We start from the raw sequence: 26,848 nt of genomic DNA, 5'->3' as shown, positions 1-26,848 counted from the left end.
ACAGCAACGTCAGGACAGCCCGGTCGCAGGTTGTCCTGAACAGACAACCCGAGGTTTATCCCATGTCTGATATCAAACTGAACGCCAGCGTCCGCAGCGACGAAGGGAAAGGTGCGAGCCGCCGCCTGCGTCGCCTGGAAGGCCGTGTACCCGGCATCGTCTACGGCGGCGAGGCCGAGCCGCAATCCATCTCCGTACTGCAAAAAGACCTGCTCAAAGCCCAGGAAAACGAAGCCTTCTTCTCCTCAGTCCTGTCCCTGGACATCGACGGAAAAGAGGAAAAAGTCATCCTGCGCGACCTGCAGCGCCACCCGGCCAAGCCGATACTGCTGCACGTGGATTTCCAGCGCGTATCCGCCAACACCAAGGTACACCTCAAGGTGCCACTGCACTTCCTGAACGAAGATACCTGCAAGGGCGTCAAGGCTGGCGGAATCGTCTCCCACACCCTGACCGAACTGGATATCAGCGCCCCCGCTTCCAAACTGCCGGAATTTATCGAAGTTGATCTGGCCGATCTGGATATCGACGGCGTATTGCACATCTCCGACATCAAACTGCCGGAAGGTACCGAGTCCGTAGACCTGAGCCACGGCCCGGACCACGATCTGGTTGTCGCTTCCGTGCACAAGCCGCGCGGCGCTGTCGAAGCTGAAGCAGAAGCTGCCGAAGGCGAAGGCGAAGAGTAAGGGTCAGTACCTTGGCCAAGGCACCGGAGACGCCAATCCAACTGATCGTCGGGCTGGGCAACCCCGGCCCGGAATACGACCGGACGCGGCACAACGCCGGTGCCGACTTTGTCGCCGAGCTGGCGCGCCACTGCGGCGGCCAGCTCTCCCCAGACAGTAAATACCACGGCCTCACCAGCCGGGTGCGGATTGGCGGTGAAGATGTACGCCTGTTGATTCCCACCACCTATATGAATCGCAGCGGCCAGTCCGTCGGCCCGCTGGCAAATTTCTTTAAGATTCCCGCCCAGGCTATCCTCGTGGCCCACGACGAACTGGATCTGCCCCCGGGCACCGCGCGGCTGAAAGCCGGCGGCGGACACGGCGGCCACAACGGTCTGCGGGACATCATCGCCGCCCTGGGCAACAACCGCGACTTCAAGCGCCTGCGTCTCGGTATCGGTCACCCGGGCAGCGCCCGCGAAGTGGTCAACTATGTGCTCGCGCGCGCCCCCAGGGTGGAACAGGAACAACTGGCCACAGCCATCGAGCGCGCTATGGAAATAATCCCAGCCGCCGTCGCCGGCGACTGGGAAGCGGCCATGAAAACACTGCACACACAAAAACCGGGCCCCGGCAAACGCCCGTAAACCACTGGAATATCGACCATGGGATTCACTTGCGGAATCGTCGGACTGCCCAACGTGGGCAAGTCCACCTTGTTTAATGCCCTGACCAAAGCGGGCATCGACGCCGAAAACTTCCCCTTCTGCACCATTGAGCCCAACGCCGGAGTAGTACCAGTACCCGACGCCCGGCTCGACAAACTGGCGGAAATCGTGAAACCGCAAAAGGTGCTTCCAACCACGATGGAATTCACCGATATCGCCGGCCTTGTGGCCGGAGCCTCCAAAGGGGAAGGACTCGGCAACAAATTTCTGGCCAATATCCGCGAAACGGATGCCATCGCCCACGTGGTGCGCTGCTTCGAGGACGACAATGTGATCCACGTGGCCAACCAGGTGCACCCCGCTGCGGATATCGAAGTCATCAACACGGAGCTGGCACTGGCAGACCTGGAAACTGTAGAAAAAGCCCTGCAGCGCTACACTCGCGCGGCGAAAGGACAGGACAAGCATGCCATTGTGATGAAGGGGCTGCTGGAAAAAATCCAGCCTCACCTGAATGAAGCCAAACCACTGCGCTCCTTCGGCCTTTCCGATGAAGAACTGGCAAATCTGCGCGAACTGAACCTGCTCACCGTCAAGCCCACCATGTACATCGCCAACGTGGACGAAGACGGCTTCGAAAACAACCCGCACCTGGATGCGGTAGCCGCCATTGCGGCGGAAGAAAATGCGGTACTGGTACCCATTTGCAACAAGCTGGAAGCGGAAATTGCCGAGCTGGACGACGAAGAAAAACAGGAGTTCCTCGAAGAATTGGGCATGGAGGAGCCGGGCCTAAACCGTGTTATCCGCGCCGGCTACCAACTCCTGGGCCTACACACTTACTTTACCGCTGGCGTCAAGGAAGTCCGCGCCTGGACCATTCCCGTCGGTGCTACCGCGCCCCAGGCTGCAGGTAAAATCCATACGGACTTCGAAAAAGGCTTTATCCGCGCCGAGGTCATCAGCTACGCCGACTTCGTGGCCCACAACGGCGAAGCCGGTGCCAAAGAGGCCGGAAAGTGGCGCCTGGAAGGCAAGGAATACCTAGTTCAGGATGGAGACGTTATCCACTTCCGCTTTAACGTCTGACCCCCGTCCGCCGCGAGCGCCGTTCCTGCACCGACTACAATCCCTGCAGGGGCGGCGCAGACCAGCAACCAGCTGTCCCTCCTGTCCGCACCCACAAGCTTTCGCGGAATTACAATGCATCAATCCAACTGGAAAATCGGCCTGCCTCTGGCTCTGATCACCGCATTCATGTGGGGGCTGCTGCCCATTGCCCTCAAAGGCCTGCTAGACACCATCTCCGCCACCACCGCCACCTGGTACCGTTTCGTGGGCGCCGCCTTACTGGCGGGTGGTTACTACGGCTGGTCGCGCAGACTGAACCTGCGCCAGCTGTTTGGAAGCGCCCTGCTGCCTTTTACACTCCTGGCCGTCGGCGGCCTGCTCACCAACTACCTGACCTACGCCACCGGGCTCAACTACATCACCGCCGGAGCATCGCAGATAGTGATCCAGCTGGCGCCGCTAATGCTGCTGGTTTCAAGCGTACTGTGGCTCGGCGAAAACTTTTCCCCTCGCCAGTGGCTGGGCGTGATCATGGTGGCCGCCGGCCTGCCGCTTTTCTTTAATCAGCGGCTGCCGCAGCTGCTTAGCGGTGCCGGCGGAGACTATCTGCTGGGGCTGGGGTTTATCGTTGTCGCAGCCATTGGCTGGGCGGTATATGGGTATAACCAAAAGAAAATACTGCGTCACGCCGCCTCGCAGAACCTGCTGGTGCTGATTTACATTACCGGCACACTCTGCTTTCTGCCGATGGCCGATCCCCTCAGCGTCTCCCGTCTGAACGGGCTCGAATGGGCACTGCTGGTATTTCTCACCGCCAACACCCTGATCGCCTACGGCGCCTTCAGCAAGGCACTGGCCAACTGGGAAGCATCCCGCGTGAGCGCAACACTGGCTCTGGTCCCGCTGATCACCCTGGCGCTGGCAGCATTGATAGGCGCCCTCTGGCCGGGCTATATCGAAGTGGAGCCGCTAAACTGGATCAGCTGGCTGGGCGCGGCTGCGGTAGCCTGTGGCTCCCTGTTAGCCGCTGTGGGCAAAGGCCAGCGCAGACACTCGGATCAAGGAACCTCTGATTAATTCACCTCCTGGCGGGAAAGTGGCTTAAAGACCAGAGCCGACTGCAGCGCGCACGCGAATTTATCAGAGTTTCTCTAACTTACTGAAAAGACAGCGAAAACAGGGGTTGACAGCCCCGCCCCGGCGCCCGATAATGCGCGCCCTCGGTAAGGCCCACGGGCAAAATTATCGAGCAACAGTGGCAAGGTAGCTCAGCTGGTTAGAGCGCAGCACTCATAATGCTGAGGTCGGGAGTTCAAGTCTCCCCCTTGCTACCATTTTCAAACCGTGAATCCATGATTCACAGTCCTGTAACTGGGGCGTAGCCAAGCGGTAAGGCAGCGGGTTTTGATCCCGTCATGCGTAGGTTCGAATCCTACCGCCCCAGCCATTTTCCCTTACTCTTCCACCCCAACGCCTCGCATTTGGGAATTCCTAAACTCCCGACAGCCTCAGCGCGTTAAGTTGTTAAGCTGCGAAGTGCTAAGGAACCTCTGATTAATCCGCTTCCTGGTGCACTAGTTCTTCGGAGGGGTGGATGAGAAGCTCAGGTGAGAGGATGGGTATTTCGAAACCGTCGGATGCAGGGGTGCATCCGTCGGAGCTACAGGGAAGGACTCGCGCGCTTTCGAAATGTCCATCCTGTTGCCTGAGCGCCCCGGGACCTAGTGTTCACGCGAATTAATCAGAGGTTCCCTGTAGTTCGACCCTCGGACAGCGAACAAATCAGAAGCATCTTAGTACACGCAAACGCGAGCCAAGGGCGCGCCAATTAGGCCGCCCCGGACAACTCCTCGCGCATGCTGGAAGCCTTCCTCACCGCCGCACCGGAAGTGGCCAGTTGCAGCCCCAGGCGGCGCAACCACTCCAAACCAAGCAGGCCGACACCTGCAGCGACCAAGGTCCCCAGCAGCCCAATGGAGCCCAGCGCATCCCACTCCGCGATACAAGTCCAAACAAACTGCACCACACAGAGCACAGCCACCACCAGCAGCGTCGGCCGCCGACCAATCAGGCCGACAATATATACGCCCAGTGGCGCCCCCAAAGCCACCACTGGTGCCGCCGCCAACCAGTTGCCAAAAACCTGCGCCTGCCAGTCTCCCACCAACGTCTTTACCGCCACTCCGATAAGAGAGGTAAACGCCATAATCACCACCGAGGTGGGAATCGCAACTTTCAAATCCACACGACACAGCAGCACCAAGGCTGCGTAGACCACCATATCAATACCGACACCAGTGACTGCCGCGGCAAAAGCCCCCGCCAGCACACCCAACGCCAAGCCCACACGGAAATCCCGTCGCGGACACAGACCGGCGCTCTCGCTGTGCGCGGTAATCTCACCGAGTCGGTAGAGGTGAAGTATGCCGAAACTGCCCCAGATCACCGCAAATACCAGCTTAATCCACAACTCGGGGATCAGCGGCGCCACCAGTAATATGCCGAGGGGGGTGCCAATCAGTGCGCCCAGCATACTGCCGCGCAACATTGACCAGGCCAGGGGCTGCCGGCGACAAAGAATAAAAATACTGGCACTGACCATACCTATGGATTGCACTGCAAAACTGAAGTCGCGCCCCAAGCTCGCCGGGGTATCAAACAGGAGAACGAGAACCGGAAAGCCCACTGTTCCCCCACCCATCGGCGTGGAACCGGCTGCATAACTGCCGAGAGCCATGGCCAATGCCATTGGCCAGTTTTCACGAGCTTCGGGCCAATAGCCATAGCCCGCAACCAGAAGCAGCCAGGTGCCATAGAAAGCAAGCAGGAATATCAGCCACACCCAAAGATATGTACGCATAACGGTGTCCAGAGAAAAGAAGAACTGGCGGCTGGGCGAAAGAGAAGGCAGGTGCTGTTTCGGGACAGTTGCGCTTTGGTTGGCGGTCTGAGGCCCGGTGGGCCTCAGACCGCCCCAATCGCATCAGGCGCCGGCCTGCATCTTCGCGAGTTTAGAGAACTGGTGCAGCGAACCCAGTTGCGCGTACAGCGGGGGCAGGAAGCCGCGCTTGCGGAAATCAGCAAAATCTTCGTCGCTCAATTCGCCCAGTTTTTTCTCGTCAACAATGTAGATACCGTTGAGATTGATCTTCTCCTTGCCGGCGTTGACGGTTACCGTCTGCGAAGTCAGCAACTCCTTTTCTGCCAGAATATTGACGAAGGCCTTGGTCATCTTGTCGCTCTCAAGGAAGCTCACCAGGGTTTCCTTCTTGGCCTTGAGGTAGTCAGTCTCTTCACCCTCTTCACTAAACAGCGCATTGCCCTCTTCTTCACTGACGAGGGGGCTGTTTTCAATTAGGCCCACCACCAATTGGTCACTGTTCTGACCGGCGGGTGCCAGTACAAACGGATGATTGCGGATACTGCCGGGGACGAACACGCCTTTCCAGCTGTCCCCATCGACAAAGAGGTTCTCTCCGACTTTCAGCCCCAGCAGGGCCACGGACTGGAACTCGCCGGTGTCGGAGTTCTTGACGAAGACAATTGGGTACTCCGCGCCCAGTCTGGCGAATTCATGAGCAGTCACCGGCACCATATGAGCATTCTTAACGTGCTCAAATGAAGCGAGCTCGCGAATCTTCAGTTTACCGTGCACATCGCGGCGCAAGGGAACGATTTTGGGGGGCTGCTTATCAGACATATAACGCTACCTGTAACCTTATTGGTTTGCTTATTGTGTAAATAGCGCAACAGTATATTTTCCTTAGCAGAAAAAGAAAGCCTTTACGCCCCTATCATTTTTTCGCGCGGATTTTGTAGCAATTTGGCAATCTTCGTTCGCTCTTGGGCCCTCCCCGTGTAAAGCCCAGAAAAAGGGGGAGAGGCTCCCCCCAAGGATATTTGGGCCTGCCCACACACACGCAACGCCATTGTCGTGGCGGAGAGTTAACTGCGCGATTCAACCCCTGTGCAGGCCCGGCAAGACCGCTAGCCACCTTTGCTAGAAGGTGTAGCGGGCACCGATGGCAAAGCGGCGGCCATTTTCATACAGCGACATCAGGCGATCCTCATCCTCACTGTATTCGATGATCTGCTCATCGGTCAGATTGACCGCCTCGAAGGTCAGCTGGGCATTATCGGTGATATTGTATGAAAAGCTGGCATCCCATTGCCCGTAGGCATCATTCGAGAGCGGATTGCCATTCCAGTGGAAGCCCTTACTCCATTCTGAACGGTAGTTGTACATCAGGCGGGCGCCAAAGGTGTCGTTCTCAAAGTAGCCCATTAAGTTGGCCATATTCTCGGAAATACCGACCACCACATCGTCATTGGTATCCGTGTAGGTATAGTTCGCCTGCAAGCCGAATCCATTGTCAAAATCGTGGAGAATGGCGAGTTCCAGACCACTGACAGCGCCCCCTATTCCGTTGGCAGGACGCGAGAAATCCACGTCCACCCACACATCATCCGCCTCGTAGTAACGGGCATCGGTATAGGTTTCCTGGACCAGGTAACTCTGATTATCTTTAAAGAATAAGGTGGCGGAAAAAGCCGAGACGTCGCCGTAGTACCACTCGTAGCCAAAATCCAGCTGATTGGCAATAAAGGGCTTCAACTCCGGGTTGCCCGCCTGACCTTTGGGATCGGGAGCATTCAATGCTCCGTATGTCTCAAAGGGAGAAATCTGATTCCAGTTCTGCCGGGCCATGACCCGCGCCGCGGATGCCCGCAGCACCATATCCTCATTCAAGTCATACGCTAAATTAACACTCGGCAGAAATTCACTGTATTTATTGTCGACCGTTACCCACTCCAACTCTGAGGGTGCGAGCCATTCGCGGTCCAGAGTATCAAAGCCCCAGGAGTCATCGCTGAAGCGCCAGCCGGAAGAGGCCTGATCGGTTGTCACATAGCGCACTCCGAAGTTGCCCCGAAAACTCTCGCTTTCAAAATCCGCTTGTAGATATACCGCGAAAATATCTTCTTCGACCTCCCAGTTATTCGCCAATTCACGGGATATCGCATAGTCAGCGGAAACACCGTTGAGCCCGCCAAAAGCGATCTCTTCCATCACTTCCCGCATTTGCTCGATGACTTCTGTCGCGTTGCCACCCACCGGGGAGTCAATATTTATGGTACCGCCAGAATTCAGCCCACAACTGGCGAGCGTCGGACATGAGGCAAGGATATAGTCGAGGTAGGTGTCCGCGAGATCTTCGTTGCCGGCCATGGTGTCTGCACCATGCCAGCTGTAGACAATGCGATCCTGCGTGCGTTCTGCATTGCGCACCTTGATGCCCGTTTTGATGGCGGTAAACGCACCGGCATCAACGGGAAGCTCCAAATCCACCTGAAAATAGTTTTCTTCATCGGTAGTCGGCTTCTCGCCACCCCAGATCCAGCCGGCGGTAGAGGTATAGGCTTCGGCATCGCTGGGCGCCGGATTCGTACTTAGGGAGGGGGCATTCAAATCAAAAGCATAATTCCCACCATCCCATCCGTACTCCCACGAAGTTTCACGGTAGGTTCCACCTTCCGCCGAAGTGCTTCCCAGCACCACATCCAAAGCGAAAACATCGGATTCATATTCGGCAGTCAAGGTGAGCGACTGCGTTTCAGAGGAGGATACACGGTTGATCCAGTTCACCACGCCCCGGCCAGCACCAGTGATTTCCGAGGCCACAACACTGGATCCGCTGATCTCACCGTTGGCGGCATGCTCAGCCGCGTTGTCACCGGAAAACACCAGCCAATTGCCATTCATGTTGTCGGCACTCATTGTGGAGTCCAGTGCGTCCAGAGTGAAAAGCAGTTGGTCTGTCGCTCGGAACTGTGCGGATAGGAAGTAAGTTTCCCGTTCACGCTCTTGATAAAAAGTTGGTGCCCCCATAGTGCCGGGCACCATAATTCCCGGAGTAGCCTCATCGGTCCAGGAGAGAACTTCAAAACCGGATCTTTGTACCGTGCGGTCCTGCCTGGTCGCAGACAGCAGAACCCCAAAAGTTTCACTATCGTTTTTCCAGGAATACTGGCCGGAGATACTCGGATCCATTTCCTCGGAAGTCTCGGAATAAATACTCTCCACTGCAATAGCGCCCTCACCTGCCGCCAGATCCAGTGGGCGGTGTGTGCGCACATTCACTGTGCCGCCCAGGGATCCCTCATCCTGAGAAGCCGTCGGGCTCTTGGAAACTTCCAGCGAGGAAATCAATGTGGAAGGCAAAAGCGTAAAATTAAAACTGCGGGCGGGATTATCCAGAATAAACCAGTCAGCGGTCGCAACAGACTGGCCGTTGAGAGTTGTGCGGTTGTAATCCGGACCCGCGCCGCGAATAGATACTTTTTCGCCCTCGCCAAATTCTCGGCTGACCGCTACGCCGGTCATGCGGGAGAGAGACTCTGCGATATTTTTATCGGGAAACTTGCCCACATCCTCGGAGGAAATTGCATCCACAATATTGTCGGCATTGCGTTTGGTACTCATCGCGTCCTGCAGGGAAGTACGAATACCAGTGACAGTAATTTCTTCGAATAGAGCTTCTTGCGCCACCACTAGTGGCGAGAACAGACCGCCGCTGAGCACGGCCACCCCAATGGAAAGTGAAAGCTTGTTGCGCTGTAGCATCGGTTTCCCCTTTTTTTATTGATATTCCCAAGTCGTAAGCGTTTTGGTCTTGGTTTAAGTGCAGATGATAGCGTTGTCATATTTGGTTATGATAACGCTGTCATCCGCGACAGACCGAAGCTACACAGAAAAAAAACAAAAAGCTAGCGGCCAGGCGTTTATTCACGTTTTACAGGTTTTATTTCGCGCCATTGTGTTGAATAAGACGACAGACGCATTTCCGAGCTGATCACACGCCCCCCTGCCACCGCACCAGAAATACCCCGCCTGAAGGGACGTACATTTCGCAAGCGAACACCACCTTCCCCGCCGCTTTCACGATGTGTCTCCCGTCTTGCATTCGCCATCCAATTGTTCGGGGGCAGAATCTAATTTATTGAGTGAATGAATCAGGGCTTTCCGGTATACAATCCACAGCGAACCGTCAGCCCCTCTTGGAAAACTGACCGCGTGATAAAAAGAGAGAATAGGCGGGGAAACCGGCGCACCGGCTGCCTCCCGCCCTGCCTGGCGGCGGGACGGGAAGTGGGAGAAGAAAAGGCTACTCGATTTCTTTAATCCGCATCGAGTTGGTATGCCCTCCCATATTCAGTCGCTCGCCCTGAGTGATCAGAATGCGCTGGCCTTTTTGCAAATCCAGACGAGAGCTCAACACTTCAATAATGGCTTCCGTCAAATGGCCGAGCGGGACGGACGCGGGGTCGAACTCCACGGGCTCCACACCGCGCAACAAGACCAGTTGGCGGGCAACAGACGGGTGGCGGGTCAAGGCGTAAATTGGCAGGCGCGTAGTGGCCCTGGACATAATGCGCGGGGTGCGGCCGGATTCACTCAGCGCCGCGATAGCACAGAGATTTTCCACCCGCGCGGCCACATCAATAGCCGCCTGAGCAATCACCGTGTCGATGCGTTCGGAAGCGCTCTGGCTTGCGGCTGATTGCGGCACGCTGCCGAGATATTGTTCCGCACCGACGATAATTTCACTCATGGATTCCACCGCCGCAACCGGGTATTCGCCAGCTGCTGTCTCCGCCGATAACATGACAGCATCTGTACCGTCGAGCACGGCGTTGGCCACATCCATTACTTCGGCACGTGTCGGAGTGGGGCTGGTGATCATTGACTCCATCATCTGGGTAGCGGTAATCACTCCCCGGTTCAGAGCATTCGCGCGATTGATCAGTTTTTTCTGCACCCCGATCAAAGCGGCATCCCCGATTTCCACGCCCAGGTCGCCACGGGCAACCATGATTGCATCGGCAGCCAAAATCAGGCTATCCATCTGTTCGTCGCTGGCGACCGCTTCGGCGCGCTCCACTTTGGCGACGATGGCAGCGCGGCTGCCGGCTTCCTGCATGGCGCTGCGAGCGGTTTCCAGGTCCTCCGCACAGCGCGGAAAACTGACCGCGAGAAAGTCCACTTCAAGTTCCGCTGCCAGCTTGATATCGCGGTAGTCTTTTTCCGTCAGCGCCGGAGCAGACAGGCCGCCGCCGAGCAGGTTAATACCTTTGTTGTTCGACAGTTTTCCGCCCTGCAGTACACGGCAATAAAGTTTCGTCGAAGTAGTACCAGTGACCTCGAGGCGGATCTTGCCGTCATCGAGCAACAGTATATCGCCCGCCTTGCAATCGCTGATCAGACTGGGATAGTCCACATTGACCCGATGTTGGTCACCGCCGTCCGCGGGACAGTCCAGATCCAAGGTGAACTCGCTGTTGTTCTCCAGCCAGATACTGCCTTCGGCAAAGCGGGCAATGCGGATTTTTGGTCCCTGCAGATCTCCGAGCACAGCGACCATCTTGTTCTGTGCCGCAGCGGCGCGGCGCACTTCCTCCACCCTGCGGCGGTGGTCGTCGGCGGAGCCGTGGGAAAAGTTCAAACGCACAATATTGACACCGGCGCGAATCATTTCTTCGATGACACGGGGTTTGTCTGTGCCGGGGCCGAGGGTGGCGACAATTTTGGTGTGGCGAATCATGGGATCCTGTTGGGAGTTATTATGAAAAATGAGGTTCGGAAAGGCTGCACGCCCCCGCCCCACTCAAGTCAACCGTGAGAGAGGCGGGAGGAAAACTCAGGCAGTTTCAGCCGCAACCTGATTCAGTTGCAGTGACTCCGCCATGGCCAGGCTGGTGTCGAGCATGCGGTGGGAGAAGCCCCACTCGTTGTCATACCAGGCCATTACCTTGACCAGATTGCCGTTGACGCGGGTATGATTGGCGTCGAAGTGGCTGGAGGCATTGGTGTGATTGAAGTCCACGGATACCAGCGGCTGATCGCAGTAAGTCAGTACACCACCACTGGCCTCTGCGGCAGCTTTCATGATGCGATTGACCTCTTCCACGCTGGTTTCACGACCGGCGATAAACTGGCAGTCCACCAGGGAGACGTTGTTGACCGGTACGCGCACGGCCATTCCATCCAGGCGGCCTTTCAGCTCCGGCAATACCAGGCCAACAGCTGCGGCTGCACCGGTTTTGGTGGGAATCATATTGTCGGCGGCGGCGCGGGCTCGGTAGATATCCTTGTGCACCGCATCCTGGGTATTCTGGTCGTTGGTATAAGCGTGTACCGTGGTCATAAATCCGCGCTCTACTCCCAACTCGCGGTGCAGGGCCTTAGCCACCGGCGCCAGACAGTTGGTAGTGCAGGAAGCGTTGGAAACCACTTTGTGATCGGGGGTCAGCTTGTCGTGGTTAACGCCATAGACGACGGTCAGATCCGCGTCCTTGGACGGCGCAGAAATCAGTACCGCCTTGGCGCCAGCGGCAATATGCTCAGAGGCGGAGGCCTTGTCGGTAAAGCGGCCGGTGCACTCAAGCACCAGGTCGACACCCAGTTCCGCCCAGGGCAACTTGGCCGGTTCCCGCTCCTGGCAGACACGGATGCGGTCGCCACCGATCAGCAGGTCCTCGCCTTCCACGGCCACTTCGGTATTAAAGCGACCGTGAATAGTATCAAAGCGGGTCAGGTGGGCATTGGACTCCACCGGAGCCAGGTCGTTGATCGCCACCAGCTGCACACGGTCGTTATATCCGGATTCGTAGATGGCACGGGTGACGTTGCGGCCGATGCGGCCGTAGCCGTTAATGGCAATTTTGATTTTCATCTCGCTATAGCCTCATTATTGCAAATCGCTTTTACCCTCTCCCCTCATTCCCCTATCTCCCTCCAGCTGGAGAGGAGAACGAGAATTAACGCGTAGGCCCCTGATAAATTCGCCCCAGGCATTCGAGACCGCTCCGCGCCCGGATAAGAAGTACAAGTTGCGGGCTAGATATTTCGACACTACCGGTTACCGGAAACGGTATAACCGGGGACTGTACGTGCACTTTCGAAGTATCCACCCCAAAATTCGAGCGCCCCTGGGTCAACTTCAGCGCTCATGGAAATTCATCAGGGATTCCCTTACAGGGTGGCGGCCTCTTTCGCCAGACGGGTGATTTCGGCCCATCTTTTTTCCCGAACCAGGTTGACTGCCGCCATCCAGGAGCCGCCCACGCAGATGACGTTGGGCAACGCCAGATAATCCCTGGCATTGTTCGGACTCACACCACCGGTGGGACAGAAACGCACCTGTGCCAGGGGCCCACCGATGGACTTGAGCATGGGTACGCCGCCAGCGGCCTGGGCGGGGAAGAATTTCTGGTAGCGGTAACCACGCTCCAACAAGCGCATCACTTCAGAGGGGTTGGCGACCCCCGGAAGCAGTGGCACATCGCTGCTCTCCGCCGCGTCCAGAAGTTGCTCAGTGGTTCCCGGACTGACCATAAAAGACGCGCCGGCATCCTCAGAGCGGCGCACATCTTCGCCACTCAGTACCGTACCAGTGCCGATATGGGCGTCCGGAAGCTGTTTGGCGATGCGTTCCACCGCGGCCAACGCCGCCTCGGTACGCAGTGTGATTTCCAGTACGTTCAAACCACCTTCCACCAAGGCTTCCGCCAGCGGCAGGGCATCTTCGACATCGTCGATTACCAGCACCGGGATTACTTTGGCCTGTTCCAGTACTTCGGCGAGTTTTTCTTGCATCTTTGAATTCCAAACCTTTTGTTACAAAAGTCTCCGATTACACGATCGGGACAAAAGCGGGGCCGTTGAATTTAAGGCGCCCAATAAACGGTGACCGGTTTTAAGCCCTGCTTGAGAATACTGCGCACCGGCATTTCCAACTCGTCACTGCCGAGCAATGCCTCGCGATAAACTTTCAGTTTTTCGTTGCCGGTAATCAGCAGCTTAATATCCCGGGCCTGTAATATCGCCGCCAGAGTCAGAGTCATACGCTCCGTGTGAACGCCGGTAACTTCGCTTTGTCTGGCGGTAATGGCACTACACAATTTTTGCGAGTCCGGATTCAACGCTGCGGCCAGCCCATCGGCGTGCGGAAAAAGTGAAGCTGTGTGTCCGTCGCCCCCCATACCCAATATGCAAACGTCAAAAGGCTTCGGAAGTTCTGCGTAGGCGCGCTCACAATCTTCCTCGCCTTCAGCGGCGGTGGCGTGCGGAGTTTTCATGGCGAGCAGGGGCGCCTCAGCGGCGCAGTTTTGCAACAGTGTTTTCTCGATAAACGCCTGATTGCTGCCGCTCTCGTTCCTGTCCACCCAGCGCTCGTCCACCAGGGCGACGGTAATCTGCGGCCAGGGCAGGGGCCGCTTCGACAGTTCGCGATACACCGGCTCAGGCGTACTGCCACCGGAAACCAGGAAGCTCGCCTGACCGCGCTCCTTAATACCTTTTTGCAGTTCACTGGCACAGTCGTGCACCAGTGCCTGAACCAACCGCTCGCGGTCTGAATAGAATTTTTCTTCTACCATTGCGCCCACCTACCTATTGCGCGTTGAACCAGTGGCGACCGTCGCGGGCCAGCAGTTCACTGGCGGCCTGGGGACCCCAGCTTCCAGCGCGGTAAAGATGCGGCTGGTTGCCGGTATCCCGCCAGTGGTTGATGATTGGATCTACCCAGGCCCAGGCGGCGGCGACTTCGTCGCGGTGGATAAACAGCGCCGGGTTGTTCTCCGCCACGTCGAGCATCAAGCGCTTGTAGGCATCGCTGCGGAAGCTGTCGTAGGTATCTGACAGGGTGAGGTTCAACTCCGCCGGCTGCAGCTCCATGGTCAGGCTGTCCATTTTTTTTGCCATCAGCACCAGTTTGATGCTTTCCTCCGGCTGCAGGCGGATCACCAGGCGGTTGGGTATCACCTCGCCGGCGGATTCGTCGTATACCCGGTGAGATACGCACTTGTACTGGATCACAATTTCCGCACAGCGCTTCTCCATACGTTTGCCGGTGCGCAGATAAAAAGGCACGCCGGCCCAACGCCAGTTATCAATGTGTGCGCGTATGGCAACAAAAGTCTCCGTACTGCTCCTGGCCGCCTCCAGTTCCTCGAGATAGCCAGGCACCAGTTGGGTTCCCAGACCACCCGCCACATACTGGCCGCGCACAATATTCTGATCGACCGCCTCTCCCACCAATGGACGCAGCGCTTCCAGCACCTTGATCTTCTCGGCGCGAATATTTTTCGCCGACATGCTGTTGGGGGACTCCATGGCAATCAGGCACAGCAGCTGTAGCAGGTGGTTCTGTACCATATCGCGCAAAGCACCTGTTTCATCGTAGAAACCCGCTCTGCCCTCGAGGCCGACAGTTTCGGAAATACTGATCTGAATATGGTCGATGGTCTTCGCATCCCACAGATGCTCGAAAAGCACGTTACTGAAACGCAGCGCGAGCAGATTCTGAACGGTTTCCTTACCCAGGTAGTGGTCGATGCGAAATATGTTCTGTTCCGGAAAATAGGTGGCAATCTTGCCGTTGATCTCGTCTGAAGTGCGGGCGTTGTAACCCAAGGGCTTCTCTACCACCACGCGGGAGTTTTCGTGAATCAATCCCTTCAGCGACAGATTCTCGCAACAGGGACCAAACACCGCCGGTGGAATCGCCAGGTAAAAAATCCGCACCCGCTCCGAGTCACTGCCGAGAACATCAGTGAGAGAGTCCCACTGTTCATCCGGCACAGAAATATCCAGGGCCACGGCGCGCAGCAACTCACTGAACTCCCGCCAGCAGTTGTCGTTGTACTCGCCATCGCGCAAGTGGGTTTTCAGTGCCTGCTGGGCCGTTTCCAGATAATTGTCCGCATCCTCCTGGCGCCGGCAGACCGGCAATATGCGGCAGCCCTCAGCCAGGCTGCCCTCCCTGTGTGCGCGGTACAAGGCGGGAATCAGCTTGCGCAACGCCAGGTCGCCTCCACCGCCAAACAACACCATGTCAAATGGGTTAGCCATATATTCGCTCTGATTTCCTGTCTTTCGGCGCCTGTTTTGCGCGCCGTAATTTAATAAAGAATGCTGGCGCCACTTTCTGCGCCGCTAGCCAGTGAACGCATATTCGCAAACAATTCCCGGCCAGTGCCGCGGGCACTGCTGGAGAGATCTCCAGAGGCAGGCTCGCGCGCGGCCAGTTCGGCATCGTCCACAAGAACGCGCAGAATTCCGGCATCGGCATCCAATTCGATCAGGTCTCCGTCGCGGACTTTGGCGATGGGACCGCCTTCCACCGCCTCCGGCGACATATGGATAGCCGCCGGAACCTTACCGGAAGCGCCGGACATACGGCCGTCGGTGATTAGCGCCACTTTGAAACCGCGGTCCTGCAACACGCCCAGGGTCGGCGTCAGCTTGTGTAGTTCGGGCATACCGTTGGCCTGTGGCCCCTGGAAACGCACGACAGCAACAAAGTCTTTTTCCAGTTCGCCGGCCTTGAAACGCTCCAGCAACTGGTCCTGACTGTGGAAGACCACCGCAGGCGCCTTCACCTGCAGATTTTCCGGCTTCAGCGCGGACACCTTGATCACGCTGCGACCCAGGTTGCCCTCCAACAGCTGCAGGCCACCGTGATGGGAGAAGGGCTCATTCACCGGACGGATCACATCCGGGTCGCCACTGGTTTCCGGCGCCGGCCGCCAGACCACACCGCTTTTGTCTTCATTGAGGAAGGGGTCGCGGCAGTAGGGTTCCAGGCCCGAGTCGCCGAGTACCGTGTGCACATCCGCGTGCAACAATCCTGCGCCCAGCAACTCGCGAATCAAAAACTGCATGCCGCCGGCGGCGGCGAAGTGGTTAATGTCAGCGGTGCCGTTTGGATAAACACGGCAAAGCAAGGGCACCACTTCGGAGAGTTCCGCCATATCCTGCCAGGTCAACTGAATGCCTGCGGCACGGGCCATGGCCACCAGGTGCAGGGTGTGATTGGTAGAGCCGCCGGTCGCCAGCAGGCCGACAATGCCGTTGACGAAGGCTTTTTCAGTGAGAATCTTGGCGATAGGGGTGTGCTGACTGGGCTCGGTAATCCGGACCAGCTGCTCAACCGCCGCCCCGTTCAGCGCTTGGCGCAGCTCGGTGCCGGGGTTCACAAAGGAACTGCCCGGCAACTGCAAGCCCATGATCTCCACCAACATCTGGTTGGAATTCGCCGTACCGTAAAAAGTGCAGGTCCCGGGGCTGTGGTAAGACGCGCTCTCCGCCTCCAGAAGCTCTTTGCGCCCCACCTTGCCTTCGGCGAACAGCTGGCGCACGCGCACTTTCTCCGCGTTGGCCAGCCCGGTGGGCATGGGGCCCGCAGGCACAAACATCGCCGGCAAATGGCCGAAGGCCAGAGCGCCGATCACCAGGCCGGGCACGATCTTGTCGCAGATACCGAGATACATGGCCCCTTCGAACACATCGTGGGAAAGGGCAATGGCCGTGGACATGGCAATAACATCGCGGGAAAACAGGGAGAGCTCCATACCTGCGCGCCCCTGGGTGACGCCGTCGCACATGGCGGGCACACCACCGGCCACCTGGGCTGTGGCACCACAGCGGGCGGCGGCCTCTTTCAATTGCGACGGGTAGGCGCCATAGGGCTGGTGCGCGGAAAGCATATCGTTGTAGGCGGTGACTATCGCCAAGTTGGGACCGCGCCCAGAGGCAATCAGATTCTTGTCTTTTTCATCGGAGGCGGCGATGGCGTGGGCCAGGTTGCCGCAGGAGAGACGACTGCTGGCACGCCCCTCGATATGCGCTTTATCGACTTGTGCGAGGTATTGGGCGCGGGTTTCCTCACTGCGTTCAATAATTCGCTCGGTAACTGCTTGAACCTTGCTGTGTAGCATAACTCTTCCGTTTTACTCAGCCGGCAGACTTCAGCGCGGCGACGCAGGTCTCTACCCGCTGGCAGAAAATATCAGGGCCAGGTGGGGCGCTTTGCCCTCCGGATTCACCGTTATCCACCTGTGGTTTTAGCGCCGCGGCCGGTCCTTTGCCCAACGCCACTGTTCGGGCATGGAAAACGACTTTGCGTTCATGCTTCCCAACCGCGAAATTTGATCCTGACCAATGGCGACCGGCGCCCCCGCGTGAGCGGGAACTCAGCTGAGGCAGCAAAGTGTGCTGCCTCAGGTTTGAACAGATTCCCGCAGATCCGGCACTAAACCGGCGGAGCTGCTGGCCGGTGCGCTATTATGTAGTAAATTTACAAACTCTTTCAAGCACCCCACCCCGCAACAATTGCGGGGCGGCCACACACAAGCCCCACCCCGAGAGCCCTCGGAAAACCCTCACTGAAGCTAAGGAACCTCTGATTAATTCGCGTGAACACAACGCTAGATTCCGGGACGCTCAGGCAATAGGACGGATATTTCAAAAAGGCACGAGCACTTCCCTGCAGATCCGCCGGATACCCCCTTGTATCCGGCGATTTCGAAATACGCCTCCTATCACCTGAGCTTCACATACGCCCCCGAAGAAACTCCGCCCCCAGGAAATGAATTAATCAGAGCCCCCCTAACGACTGACTACAATAATGAACACCCTCAATTTTTGACCTCGCCGCCCTATAAAGCCCCACCCCAAACACCCCCACCCCTAAGCAGGCGCACCGATGGAAAACCCGCGCCACCAAGCTCAACACGACCACATACGCCATATGTAATAAATTTACAAAAGAGGCATGGCCTGCCATCCTGTGCAAAAGCGACTGGAAACAGGGTCAGCCGCCCTCCCCGATTTCCAAGCAAAAAGCAGCCATTTGCTGATAAAATCGTTTATTTTGCCGAAACAGGGTCTGACAGCGCTGGCGGAGTCGAAGAGGACAGAACTCCACTCCGTGGGGGCTTGGCGCGGGCGAGCCGCTCATATCACACCGCGCCCAGCTTCCAATCGGCAGCGGTCTCCACTACAAGGACAAGCGCCCAGATGAAAGTCACCATCAACGATGTTGCCGCACAGGCCGGCGTTTCCATCAAGACAGTTTCCCGCGTTATCAACAATGAGCCCTCGGTGCGCCCCGCTACCCGGAAAAAGGTGATCGACGCCGTAGAGGCACTCAATTACCAACCCAACCTCGCCGCGCGCAATCTTGCCGGCACCCGCTCCTACACTATTGCCTTTATCTATGACAATCCGAATGCCTACTATGTGATTGACATGCAGAACGGCATACTCGAAGCCTGCCGGGCACGCGGTTACGAGCTGCTGATTCACCCGAGCAATGCCAAATCGGACGCAGTGCACGATGAACTGAAAAACCTGGTGAGACATTCCAGGATTGCGGGGCTGGTCCTGACACCTCCATTCTCGGAAGACCAGGCAATCATTGATACCGTCCGCTCTCTGGACCTGCACTATGTACGCATCCTTTCCGCCGCGGCCGCTGAGGACGATGAGGAAAATTGCATACAAGTGGACGACAATGGAGCGGCCTATGCGCTGACAAAGCACCTATTAGAGCTCAACCACAGACGCATCGGCTTTCTCTGCGGTAGCGAGGGTCACATCTCTACCCGCGCCCGCCTGGACGGCTACCGCCGGGCGCTGCGGGAAGCCGGCCTGCCAATCGAGAAGGAGCTGATACTGAAAGGCGAATACGCCTTTGATTCCGGTGTCGAGGGCGCCAAGAAGCTCCTACAGTCAGCCAACCCGCCCACGGCAATCTTTGCCAGTAACGATGAAATAGCTGCCGGCGCCCTCTTCGCCGCGCGACTGATGGATATCAAAATCCCCGAGCAGCTTTCCATCGTCGGCTTCGAGGATAGCCCCTTTTCGCGCCAAACCTGGCCCAAACTCACCACTGCTCACCAACCCAACAACGAAATCGCCAAGTGCGCCGCCGCACTGGTTCTGAACAAAGCCCGCAGCAAAGGCACAGAGAACGGAAAAGCACACAAAGAGGCAGGCATTCAAAAAGAGTTCACACCGGAGCTGGTGATACGGGATTCCAGCGGGCCAGCACCGGGCTAAACGCCCAGCCTGCACTGACGGCGAGCTGTCGGGACCTGTTCCCGGTGGGAAATGCGATACCGCCAACCGAAAAAATGCAACGGCCCCTGGATTCTGCAGGCCGTCACGCGTGAATAAACGCACAGGAAAGAGGCGCGCAAGCCCGCGCCTCCCTCCTGTATCCGGGTGTGATTACTTCAGGTCAAAACGATCCGCATTCATCACCTTGACCCAGGCCTTGACGAAATCCTTGACGAATTTCTCCTGGTTGTCATCCTGGGCGTACACCTCGGAGTAGGCGCGCAGGATGGAGTTGGAACCGAACACTAGGTCGACCCGGGTGGCGGTCCAGCGGGTTTCGCCGCTGCGGCGGTCAACGATGTTATACAGGTTGTCCCCCGCCGGTTCCCAGCGGTAGGCCATGTCGGTCAGGTTGACGAAGAAGTCGTTGCTCAGCACGCCTTCCCGGTCAGTGAAGACCCCCTCCTTGCGACCACCGTAGTTGGTGCCCAGCACCCGCATGCCGCCGATCAGCACAGTCATCTCCGGTGCGGTCAGTCCCATCAGCTGGGCCCGGTCGAGCAGCATCTCTTCAGGGGTGACCACATACTTCTGCTTGAGCCAGTTGCGGAAGCCATCGGCCAGGGGTTCCAGCACAGAGAAGGAGTCGGCATCGGTCATCGCGTCGGTGGCATCACCGCGCCCCGGCGCGAAGGGTACGTCGATGTTGACCCCCGCAGCCCTGGCGGCCATCTCCACCCCCAGAGAGCCGGCCAGCACGATGGTGTCGGCGATGGAGGCTCCCACCTGAGCGGCCAGGGGTTCGAGCACCGAGAGTACCCGCTGCAGCCGTTCCGGCTCGTTGCCGACCCAGTCCTTCTGCGGTGCCAGGCGGATGCGGGCACCGTTGGCCCCGCCGCGGTAGTCGGAGCCGCGGAAGGTGCGGGCACTGTCCCAGGCGGTGCTGACCATGTCGGCGATGGAGAGACCACTGGCGGCTATCAGGCTCTTCAGGTGGCCGATGTCATAGTGGGTCGGGCCTTCGGGCACCGGATCCTGCCAGATCAGGTCCTCCTTGGGCACGTCCGGCCCGTAGTAACGGCTTTTCGGCCCCATGTCGCGGTGGGTCAGCTTGAACCAGGCGCGGGCGAAGCAGTCATCGAAGTAAGCCGGGTCCGCCATGAATTTCTGGCAGATCTGGTTGTAGATCGGATCGACCTTCATTGCCATATCGGCGTCGGTCATGATCGGTTTGTGGCGGATGGAGGCGTCCTCCACATCCACCGGCATCTCGTCGTCCTTGATGCTCACCGGCTCCCACTGCCAGGCGCCGGCTGGGCTCTTTTTCAGTTCCCATTCGTGGCCAAACAGCATCTCGAAGTAGCCCATATCCCATTGGGTGGGGTTGGTGGTCCAGGCCCCTTCGATGCCGCTGACCACGGTATCCCGACCAATACCGCGGCCCTTGGTGTTGAACCAGCCAAGGCCCTGATATTCCACATCGGCCGCTTCCGGTTCCGGACTCAGATCTTCGGCACGGCCGTTGCCGTGGCACTTGCCGATGGTGTGGCCGCCGGCGGTGAGCGCCACGGTTTCTTCATCGTCCATCGCCATGCGGGCGAAGGTTTCGCGGACCTGATCGGCGGTTTTTTGCGGGTCCGGCTGGCCGTTGACCCCTTCCGGGTTCACGTAGATCAGCCCCATCTGTACCGCCGCCAGCGGATTTTCCATGCTGTCGGGTTTGCCCACATCCTCATAGCGACCGTCACTGGGCGCCAGCCACTCTTTCTCCGCACCCCAGTAAGTGTCTTTTTCCGGGTGCCAGATATCCTTGCGGCCAAAGGCAAAGCCATAGGTTTTAAGGCCGGCCACTTCATAGGCGATGGTGCCGGCCAGGATGATCAGATCGGCCCAGGAGATTTTGTTGCCGTACTTTTTCTTGATCGGCCACAGCAGACGACGACCCTTGTCGGTATTGACGTTGTCCGGCCAGGAGTTGAGGGGCGCAAAGCGCTGGTTGCCGGTGCCCGCCCCACCACGGCCATCGGCCACGCGGTAGGAACCGGCGGTGTGCCAGGCCACACGGGCGAACATGCCCACATAGCTGCCCCAGTCGGAGGGCCACCACTCCTGGCTGCTGGTGATCAGCTCACGCAGATCCTGCTTGAGCGCTGCCACATCCAGCTTTTTCAGCGCTTTGTGGTAGTCAAAGTCTCCCCCCATGGGATCGGTCTTGCGGTCGTGCTGGTGGAGAATGTCGAGGTTGAGGGCGTTGGGCCACCAGTCGGTGACGGATTTGCCCACTTCCGTATTGCTGCCGTGCATAAAGGGGCATTTGCCTGCGGAAGAGGTATTGTTTTCCATGGTGAGACGCCTTTGCTTTCACTCCGCAGTCAGGAGATAACTACGAAATTGGGTCATATCGATGAAAGGAACCGCCTGCCTCACCTCCATGTTCGCGTAAAAGAATCAGGGGCTCCTTAGCTATGACTTCCAGTATCACCGGCACGGGGAGGGAAAGATATTTAGATATCACCATGGCCCTAATAGGAAATTTATATCAACAAAAGAAACTCAATAGGATTAAAAGATTATCAAAAGTGTGCAGCGTTTTTTTCTAGAGATATGCACATGCGCGCTTTCACCGCTGCCGAAGGGAGAAATGGGATAAACCGGCGTCAGTCGACCGCTTGTCAGAGCATTTCCCTTATCATTTCCCGCATTTTTCTTGCAGCAAAAGAGAGGCTCGCATTCCGACGCCAAATCAAAGAAAGAGTCCAACGCAAGAGCGTACTATCGAGAGGAACGACAACGACTCCGTCTGTTTTGTGACGTTCCGCGATCAATCGGGGTAACAACATAACCCCAGTACCAGCGGCCACCAGCGCGAGACCGAAGTCTGGATGGGAAACCTCTGCGACGACTCTCGGATCAAATCCCACAGCACGACAGTTATCCCTAATCAGCTTGCTCAACATAAAACCAGGTTCAAACCCGACAATTGGCACCTCAGCCAGTGCCTCCAGACGGATGGCTCCGGTCTCCGACATCGGGTGGGCGTGCGGCAATGCCACCATCATCGGATCGTCGCAAATCTGCATCCAGGCGATATCCTCATCCGTCGGTTTTAAACTGGTTGCCAGTTCAATTTCCCCGTTGCGCAAAGCGTCCTCCTGCTCTACCCCGCCCCGCTCTCGCAAGTGAATTTCAACGCCCGGGTAGAGTTCACGAAAACGGGCGATCACCGGCGCAAAGATTTCGCCACTTCCCAGCGGAGAAAGACCAATGCGCAGCTCCCCGCACTCGAGCCCTCGCAGCATACGGAGTTCATTGAGCATCTGCTCCCGGCCTTCCAACAGTGCATTTGCGTGGCGATATACCACTTTTCCTGCGGGCGTGAGCCGAACGCGGCTACCGCGACCTCCCCGCTCCAGCAGGGTCTCGCCCAGTGCCTCCTCCAAGCCACGTATCGCTTTACTGAGCGCTGGCTGTGAAAGATGCACCTGTTCCGCCGCCTTGCCAAAACCACCGTGGCGGACGATCTCAACGAGATAGCGCAATACTTTCAGGTCTATTTGCATAAATTAATTTCATGCATTTCATATTTAACATTCATTATATATATCTCAAGCTCAACGCTAAACTAACGTCAATCCCATTTCTTAACCCCCAGAGAAACGACCCGCTTTATGGCACGCACAGGTTCTGCAGTTTTTCTACTGTTTCAGATTGCGGCCCTCTGTGGACTCTTCTGGCTCTGTAATCAGATAGTCGCACTTGCACACTTGCCGATCCCCGCCAGTGTCATCGGCTTGGCGATCCTCGCTTTGTTGCTTCTCATGCGTATCGTTCCGGAAAAAGCGGTAGTTGCAGCTTCCAGCTGGCTGCTCGGCGACCTTTTATTATTTTTCATTCCCCCAGTTGTTTCGGTAATCAAGAACTGGGTGCTGCTCCGCGAGGACGGCGGTGTGCTCGTTACCTCACTGATTGTCGGCACAGCGCTCGTCTTGACCGGAACAGCCTGGGTGGTCGATCGCGTTTTCACCCTGGAAAAACACCTGCATAAACGTCACTTGCGAGGCCAAGCCGATGTCTGACACGCTGCTTGCGGCCCTGAGCCTGGCCGCCACTCTAGGCTTTTACTATCTGACTAAAACAGCCTATAAGCACCGAAAAAATATTTTGCTGGCTCCCTTACTGGCAGCTCCTCTGGGTATCATCGCTCTAATCCTCGTATTGCATATCCCCTTGGAAGACTACTATCTCTATACCCATTTTCTGGTGATGATGCTGGGTCCAGCGACAATTGCTTTTGCCGTGCCAATCTATCAGGAACGCAGGGTAATTCTGCGCTACCCCCTAACACTGACGATCGGTGTTTGTACCGGACTAATACTGGGCCTGTTTTCATCCTGGCTTCTGGTGCAAATTTTTCCCATGCCTGAGGCGCTGGCGAGTGGAATGTTGGTTCGTTCCGTTTCTATGCCTTTTGCAATGGAGGCAGTCACTGCTTTTGGCGGAGTGCCCGATATTACGGCGATGCTGGTGATTATGACTGGTATTACGGGAATGGCATTATCCGAACCGATCTTTAAATTCGCTGGGATCCGCACCTCTCTGGCCAAGGGTATCGCTCTGGGTGCAGCCTCCCACGGTGCCGGCACAGCAAAAGCCCGTGAGCTTGGTCGTGAGGAAGGCGTCATCGCCAGTTTAACGATGATTTTTACCGGCGTGGCCATGGTGCTCTGCGCACCTCTATTTTCCCAGCTGCTGAATTGAGGGACCTCTGATGCACTCACATGCGCGCTGCAGCTGGTTCCCGAGCGCTCAGACACACCGGTAAAACGCACGCGTGCGGCCTTAGAACTCCACCGGACACCTTTTGCCGGGCGGTTTGCAGCCTCCCCTTTTTTGACCGCCCCACCCACTGTCAAAATAGTTTTTACGGCTGCGTGAACCAACCTGGGTCCACGTTAAATAAAATACAAAAAAGCCCTCGCGAAGAGGGCAAAGATGACGAGAACCAAAAATAACGGATAGATATCCAACCGAGTTCACTATTTCCAGCTGCGCAGTTTGTGGCCCTTGACTGCATAAAAAAGAATAAACAGATAACAAGGCAGCGCAACGCTGTAGCCAGCCCCCGTGGTACCGGCAAGTTCAGCTACCTTGCCAAACAACAGTGGAATAATCGCGCCACCAGCGATTCCCATAATCAACAGCGCCGAACCCTGCGCGGTGAATTTTCCCAAACCATCCAGCGCCAGAGGCCAGACTGAGGGCCAAACGAGAGCGTGGGCCAGCCCCATCAGAGCGACGAAAGCCACTGTATCCGGTATGACAGGGATTCCGGACCAGCCCCAGAGCAGACTCGCAATTACAGTGCTCTCTTTGGAGGCCAACAGAACGCCAAGCACACACAGAAAACCAGCGACAGCGGAGCCGAGCAGCGCCTGTTGCTGAGAAATAAAGCGCGGAATGCAAGTCACACCCACCAGATAGCCGATCACCATAAATACCATGGTGTAGGAGGTGAGTGACGCAAAGTCGACAACACCGAGTCGCTCTCCATAGAGACCTATGGTATCGCCCGCGATGACCTCCACACCCACGTAGGCGAAGAGAGCAAAAGCCCCCAATACCACTTGTGGGAATTGCCATATGCCGGACCTGCTTTCGCTATCAGAGGCATGTTCCTCTTCAATATCCGGCAGACCGGAAAGCTTCACCAGCCCCACCAGTAAGAACAACAGCACCGCCATACAGATGTACGGCATTACCAGGCGGTTGGCCACCTCGCTCAGTTTCGCTTCGCGCTCGGCCTCGCCCAGCCTGGCGATGGCCTCGGTATTGAAATCCGCAAGGCCGGAAAGAACTAGCGCGGTAAATACGATTGGCGCCAACACACCGGCACTTTTGTTGATAATGCCCATCACTGCAATGCGCGTGGCGGCACTTTCGGCTGGTCCCAATTTCACCACATAAGGATTGGACGCGGTCTGCAATATCGTCAGACCACCACCGAGGCCAAACAGAGCCAGCAGGAAGACCGGGTAACTGCCCATCTGCGCGGCGGGGATAAATACCAGCGCCGCCACGCCCATAATACCCAGCCCTATGGCCATGCCGTCGCGATAGCCGGCGCGGCGCAGGATAAAGGACATCGGCAGCGCCATCACCGTGTAGGCAATATAAAAGGCGAAAGTAACAAACAGCGCCTGAAAATCACTCAAGTCGCAGAGTATTTTTAAAAACGGGATCAGAGAGCCGTTCAACCAAGTCACAAAGCCGAAAATAAAAAACAGGGTGCCGATAATCGCCATCGGCAGCAGGCTGCTTTTTGAGGCTCGCTGAGTTGCAATTGCGGTTTCCATTAGAGCACCTTTTTATCGTTATGATTCGTTCTATCGTTTTTACGCAAGCTGAGAAAAAACTTCCCTGCCACCGATCCAGGTTTTTTGCACCCGCAAGTTATCATCCAACAAAATCAGGTCGGCAGCCCCGCCCACCGCGATACGGCCGGCACTAGATCGCAAAAACTGTGCCGGATAGAGACTGCCCATACGCAAAGCTTCTTCAAGCTCAAGACCACACCAATCGCGGATATTGCGCACGGCGCTGATCATATCCAAGTGGGAACCGGCCAACTCGCCGGTAGTGGAGGTCAACTTGTCCCCCCGCTTAGTGACGATTCGCTCAAACAGAGGAAAGCTGGTTTCATCACTGCCCACCAGGGACATGGCATCGGTCACCAGCATCAATTTTCCGCGCGGCTTGGCTTTCAATGCCAAAGTCATGGCCTCGACACACAAGTGGTGTCCATCGGCAATCATTCCGCACCAGGCGCCGTCACTGATCAGCGCCGTGCCCACCATACCCGCTTCGCGGGACTGCAGTGGCGACATTGCGTTGTACAGGTGGGTAAAGCCGGTCGCGCCGGCCCGCAGCGCTGCCGCAGCGGTAGCGCCATCGGCATTGGAGTGCCCCAGACACACCCTGACACCCAGGGCAACCAGCCTGCGGATATCCTCTTGCGACACATTTTCCGGTGCCAGGGTAACCACCTTGATACCGAGATCGTCGCGGGCATAAATGGCCAGCTCCGCGTCACTAAGCGGACGAATAAAGCGCTCCTCGTGAGTGCCCTTCTTGGGCACACTGAGATGAGGCCCTTCAAAATGCACGCCAATAACCCCGGGTATCCCTTCGCGCAGCGCGGCGCTGACCGCATCCGCGGCCCGCTGCATCACTTCTACTTTGTCGGTGATCAGGGTCGGCAGGAAAGCCGTGGTGCCGAAACGCGCATGGGCCTGACTCATTTTCCACAGCGCCTCGACACTGGGGTCATTGTTAAAGAGCGCGCCGCCGCCGCCGTTGACCTGTACATCCACCAAACCCGGAGCCAGCAGCCCGGAAAGCCGTTCAGCACCCTCGGTTACCGCACCGCCTATCGCGCAAATATGGCCGTCGTCGCCGATAACCACTGGAATATCACTGCGGATCTGTTCGCCATCGAATAGCCGCTCCGCTACCAAAGTGCGCATCGCTGTGGG

20 protein-coding genes and 2 tRNA genes are annotated in these 26,848 nt (G+C 57.2%); 9 read left to right on the top strand and 13 right to left on the bottom strand.

The genetic code is table 11. The annotated features are described in order from the left end of the window. Window positions 1–62 precede the first annotated feature (62 nt). From A3224_RS04850 to A3224_RS04825, 6 genes are all read left to right on the top strand, one after another. The gene (locus tag A3224_RS04850) at window positions 63–689 is read left to right on the top strand and encodes a 50S ribosomal protein L25/general stress protein Ctc (RefSeq protein WP_067152145.1); all 627 of its coding nucleotides are present in this window, start codon (window positions 63–65) and stop codon (window positions 687–689) included. A gap of 11 nt (window positions 690–700) precedes the next feature. Then, complete coding sequence (gene pth / locus A3224_RS04845) at window positions 701–1,318, top strand: aminoacyl-tRNA hydrolase (protein WP_067152138.1); 618 nt, start codon at window positions 701–703, stop codon at window positions 1,316–1,318. Window positions 1,319–1,336: 18 nt separating this feature from the next. Beyond that, on the top strand, window positions 1,337–2,428 hold the full coding sequence (gene ychF / locus A3224_RS04840; protein ID WP_067152135.1) for a redox-regulated ATPase YchF: 1,092 nt from the start codon (window positions 1,337–1,339) through the stop codon (window positions 2,426–2,428). Between the two features lie 114 nt (window positions 2,429–2,542). Then, window positions 2,543–3,487 (top strand): DMT family transporter, encoded by a 945-nt coding sequence (locus A3224_RS04835; protein WP_067152133.1) that lies wholly within the window; start codon window positions 2,543–2,545, stop codon window positions 3,485–3,487. A 180-nt stretch (window positions 3,488–3,667) separates the two neighbouring features. Next, window positions 3,668–3,744, top strand: a tRNA-Met gene (locus A3224_RS04830). A gap of 38 nt (window positions 3,745–3,782) precedes the next feature. Beyond that, window positions 3,783–3,857 (top strand) — tRNA-Gln (locus A3224_RS04825). 381 nt (window positions 3,858–4,238) lie between these two features. On the opposite strand, the gene A3224_RS04820 is transcribed toward A3224_RS04825, so the two are convergent. The 9 genes from A3224_RS04820 to edd form a co-directional block, all read right to left on the bottom strand. Next, window positions 4,239–5,270 (bottom strand): sulfite exporter TauE/SafE family protein, encoded by a 1,032-nt coding sequence (locus A3224_RS04820; protein ID WP_067152131.1) that lies wholly within the window; start codon window positions 5,268–5,270, stop codon window positions 4,239–4,241. 123 nt (window positions 5,271–5,393) lie between these two features. Then, complete coding sequence (locus A3224_RS04815) at window positions 5,394–6,110, bottom strand: SapC family protein (RefSeq protein ID WP_067152129.1); 717 nt, start codon at window positions 6,108–6,110, stop codon at window positions 5,394–5,396. A gap of 300 nt (window positions 6,111–6,410) precedes the next feature. Continuing rightward, window positions 6,411–9,035 (bottom strand): TonB-dependent receptor, encoded by a 2,625-nt coding sequence (locus tag A3224_RS04810; RefSeq protein ID WP_067152127.1) that lies wholly within the window; start codon window positions 9,033–9,035, stop codon window positions 6,411–6,413. Between the two features lie 541 nt (window positions 9,036–9,576). Continuing rightward, entirely contained in the window at window positions 9,577–11,013 is a 1,437-nt protein-coding gene (pyk, locus tag A3224_RS04805) for a pyruvate kinase (protein ID WP_067152125.1), read from the bottom strand. A 96-nt stretch (window positions 11,014–11,109) separates the two neighbouring features. Continuing rightward, a complete protein-coding gene (gene gap / locus A3224_RS04800) occupies window positions 11,110–12,144 on the bottom strand; it encodes a type I glyceraldehyde-3-phosphate dehydrogenase (protein WP_067152123.1) in 1,035 nt (344 codons plus the stop codon). A 299-nt stretch (window positions 12,145–12,443) separates the two neighbouring features. Then, window positions 12,444–13,067, bottom strand: a complete 624-nt coding sequence (locus A3224_RS04795; RefSeq protein ID WP_067152121.1) for a bifunctional 4-hydroxy-2-oxoglutarate aldolase/2-dehydro-3-deoxy-phosphogluconate aldolase — start codon at window positions 13,065–13,067, stop codon at window positions 12,444–12,446. Between the two features lie 71 nt (window positions 13,068–13,138). Further along, window positions 13,139–13,849 (bottom strand): 6-phosphogluconolactonase, encoded by a 711-nt coding sequence (gene pgl / locus A3224_RS04790; protein WP_067152119.1) that lies wholly within the window; start codon window positions 13,847–13,849, stop codon window positions 13,139–13,141. 13 nt (window positions 13,850–13,862) lie between these two features. Beyond that, entirely contained in the window at window positions 13,863–15,323 is a 1,461-nt protein-coding gene (zwf, locus tag A3224_RS04785) for a glucose-6-phosphate dehydrogenase (RefSeq protein WP_067152117.1), read from the bottom strand. 50 nt (window positions 15,324–15,373) lie between these two features. Continuing rightward, on the bottom strand, window positions 15,374–17,191 hold the full coding sequence (gene edd, locus A3224_RS04780; RefSeq protein ID WP_067152115.1) for a phosphogluconate dehydratase: 1,818 nt from the start codon (window positions 17,189–17,191) through the stop codon (window positions 15,374–15,376). Between the two features lie 1,081 nt (window positions 17,192–18,272). On the opposite strand from edd, the gene A3224_RS04775 reads away from it, so the two are divergent. Then, entirely contained in the window at window positions 18,273–19,316 is a 1,044-nt protein-coding gene (locus tag A3224_RS04775) for a LacI family DNA-binding transcriptional regulator (RefSeq protein ID WP_067152113.1), read from the top strand. A gap of 171 nt (window positions 19,317–19,487) precedes the next feature. On the opposite strand, the gene katG is transcribed toward A3224_RS04775, so the two are convergent. Continuing rightward, a complete protein-coding gene (gene katG, locus A3224_RS04770) occupies window positions 19,488–21,659 on the bottom strand; it encodes a catalase/peroxidase HPI (protein ID WP_067152111.1) in 2,172 nt (723 codons plus the stop codon). Between the two features lie 329 nt (window positions 21,660–21,988). Next, a complete protein-coding gene (locus tag A3224_RS04765; protein ID WP_197463052.1) occupies window positions 21,989–22,876 on the bottom strand; it encodes a LysR family transcriptional regulator in 888 nt (295 codons plus the stop codon). 231 nt (window positions 22,877–23,107) lie between these two features. Between A3224_RS04765 and A3224_RS04760 the strand changes: the two genes are divergently transcribed. After that, entirely contained in the window at window positions 23,108–23,392 is a 285-nt protein-coding gene (locus tag A3224_RS04760; protein WP_231902464.1) for a CidA/LrgA family protein, read from the top strand. Further along, window positions 23,385–24,074 carry an LrgB family protein gene (locus A3224_RS04755; RefSeq protein ID WP_067152107.1) on the top strand — a complete coding sequence of 230 codons (690 nt, stop codon included), beginning with the start codon at window positions 23,385–23,387 and terminating at the stop codon, window positions 24,072–24,074. The genes A3224_RS04760 and A3224_RS04755 overlap by 8 nt, the downstream gene beginning before the upstream one ends. 278 nt (window positions 24,075–24,352) lie before the next feature. Here the strand turns inward: A3224_RS04755 and A3224_RS04750 are convergent, their stop codons facing one another. Both A3224_RS04750 and nagA read right to left on the bottom strand, forming a co-directional pair. Beyond that, window positions 24,353–25,669 carry a sugar MFS transporter gene (locus A3224_RS04750; protein ID WP_067152105.1) on the bottom strand — a complete coding sequence of 439 codons (1,317 nt, stop codon included), beginning with the start codon at window positions 25,667–25,669 and terminating at the stop codon, window positions 24,353–24,355. Window positions 25,670–25,708: 39 nt separating this feature from the next. Then, the gene (gene nagA / locus A3224_RS04745) at window positions 25,709–26,839 is read right to left on the bottom strand and encodes an N-acetylglucosamine-6-phosphate deacetylase (RefSeq protein ID WP_067152103.1); all 1,131 of its coding nucleotides are present in this window, start codon (window positions 26,837–26,839) and stop codon (window positions 25,709–25,711) included. Window positions 26,840–26,848 lie beyond the last annotated feature (9 nt).

It is taken from the genome of Microbulbifer thermotolerans (assembly GCF_001617625.1).
GTDB lineage: Bacteria > Pseudomonadota > Gammaproteobacteria > Pseudomonadales > Cellvibrionaceae > Microbulbifer > Microbulbifer thermotolerans.
The sequence above is the reverse complement of the archived record's forward strand: the minus strand, read 5'-3'. Positions and strand labels throughout refer to the sequence as shown.

Excerpts from the sequence above, each read along its gene's own strand:
- A3224_RS04850 (WP_067152145.1), top strand. The coding sequence starts at position 63 with ATGTCTGATATCAAACTGAACGCCAGCGTCCGCAGCGACGAAGGGAAA.
- ychF (WP_067152135.1), top strand. The coding sequence starts at position 1,337 with ATGGGATTCACTTGCGGAATCGTCGGACTGCCCAACGTGGGCAAGTCC.
- A3224_RS04835 (WP_067152133.1), top strand. The coding sequence starts at position 2,543 with ATGCATCAATCCAACTGGAAAATCGGCCTGCCTCTGGCTCTGATCACC.
- A3224_RS04820 (WP_067152131.1), bottom strand. The coding sequence starts at position 5,270 with ATGCGTACATATCTTTGGGTGTGGCTGATATTCCTGCTTGCTTTCTAT.
- A3224_RS04815 (WP_067152129.1), bottom strand. The coding sequence starts at position 6,110 with ATGTCTGATAAGCAGCCCCCCAAAATCGTTCCCTTGCGCCGCGATGTG.
- A3224_RS04810 (WP_067152127.1), bottom strand. The coding sequence starts at position 9,035 with ATGCTACAGCGCAACAAGCTTTCACTTTCCATTGGGGTGGCCGTGCTC.
- pyk (WP_067152125.1), bottom strand. The coding sequence starts at position 11,013 with ATGATTCGCCACACCAAAATTGTCGCCACCCTCGGCCCCGGCACAGAC.
- gap (WP_067152123.1), bottom strand. The coding sequence starts at position 12,144 with ATGAAAATCAAAATTGCCATTAACGGCTACGGCCGCATCGGCCGCAAC.
- A3224_RS04795 (WP_067152121.1), bottom strand. The coding sequence starts at position 13,067 with ATGCAAGAAAAACTCGCCGAAGTACTGGAACAGGCCAAAGTAATCCCG.
- pgl (WP_067152119.1), bottom strand. The coding sequence starts at position 13,849 with ATGGTAGAAGAAAAATTCTATTCAGACCGCGAGCGGTTGGTTCAGGCA.
- zwf (WP_067152117.1), bottom strand. The coding sequence starts at position 15,323 with ATGGCTAACCCATTTGACATGGTGTTGTTTGGCGGTGGAGGCGACCTG.
- edd (WP_067152115.1), bottom strand. The coding sequence starts at position 17,191 with ATGCTACACAGCAAGGTTCAAGCAGTTACCGAGCGAATTATTGAACGC.
- A3224_RS04775 (WP_067152113.1), top strand. The coding sequence starts at position 18,273 with ATGAAAGTCACCATCAACGATGTTGCCGCACAGGCCGGCGTTTCCATC.
- katG (WP_067152111.1), bottom strand. The coding sequence starts at position 21,659 with ATGGAAAACAATACCTCTTCCGCAGGCAAATGCCCCTTTATGCACGGC.
- A3224_RS04765 (WP_197463052.1), bottom strand. The coding sequence starts at position 22,876 with ATGCAAATAGACCTGAAAGTATTGCGCTATCTCGTTGAGATCGTCCGC.
- A3224_RS04755 (WP_067152107.1), top strand. The coding sequence starts at position 23,385 with ATGTCTGACACGCTGCTTGCGGCCCTGAGCCTGGCCGCCACTCTAGGC.
- A3224_RS04750 (WP_067152105.1), bottom strand. The coding sequence starts at position 25,669 with ATGGAAACCGCAATTGCAACTCAGCGAGCCTCAAAAAGCAGCCTGCTG.
- nagA (WP_067152103.1), bottom strand. The coding sequence starts at position 26,839 with ATGCGCACTTTGGTAGCGGAGCGGCTATTCGATGGCGAACAGATCCGC.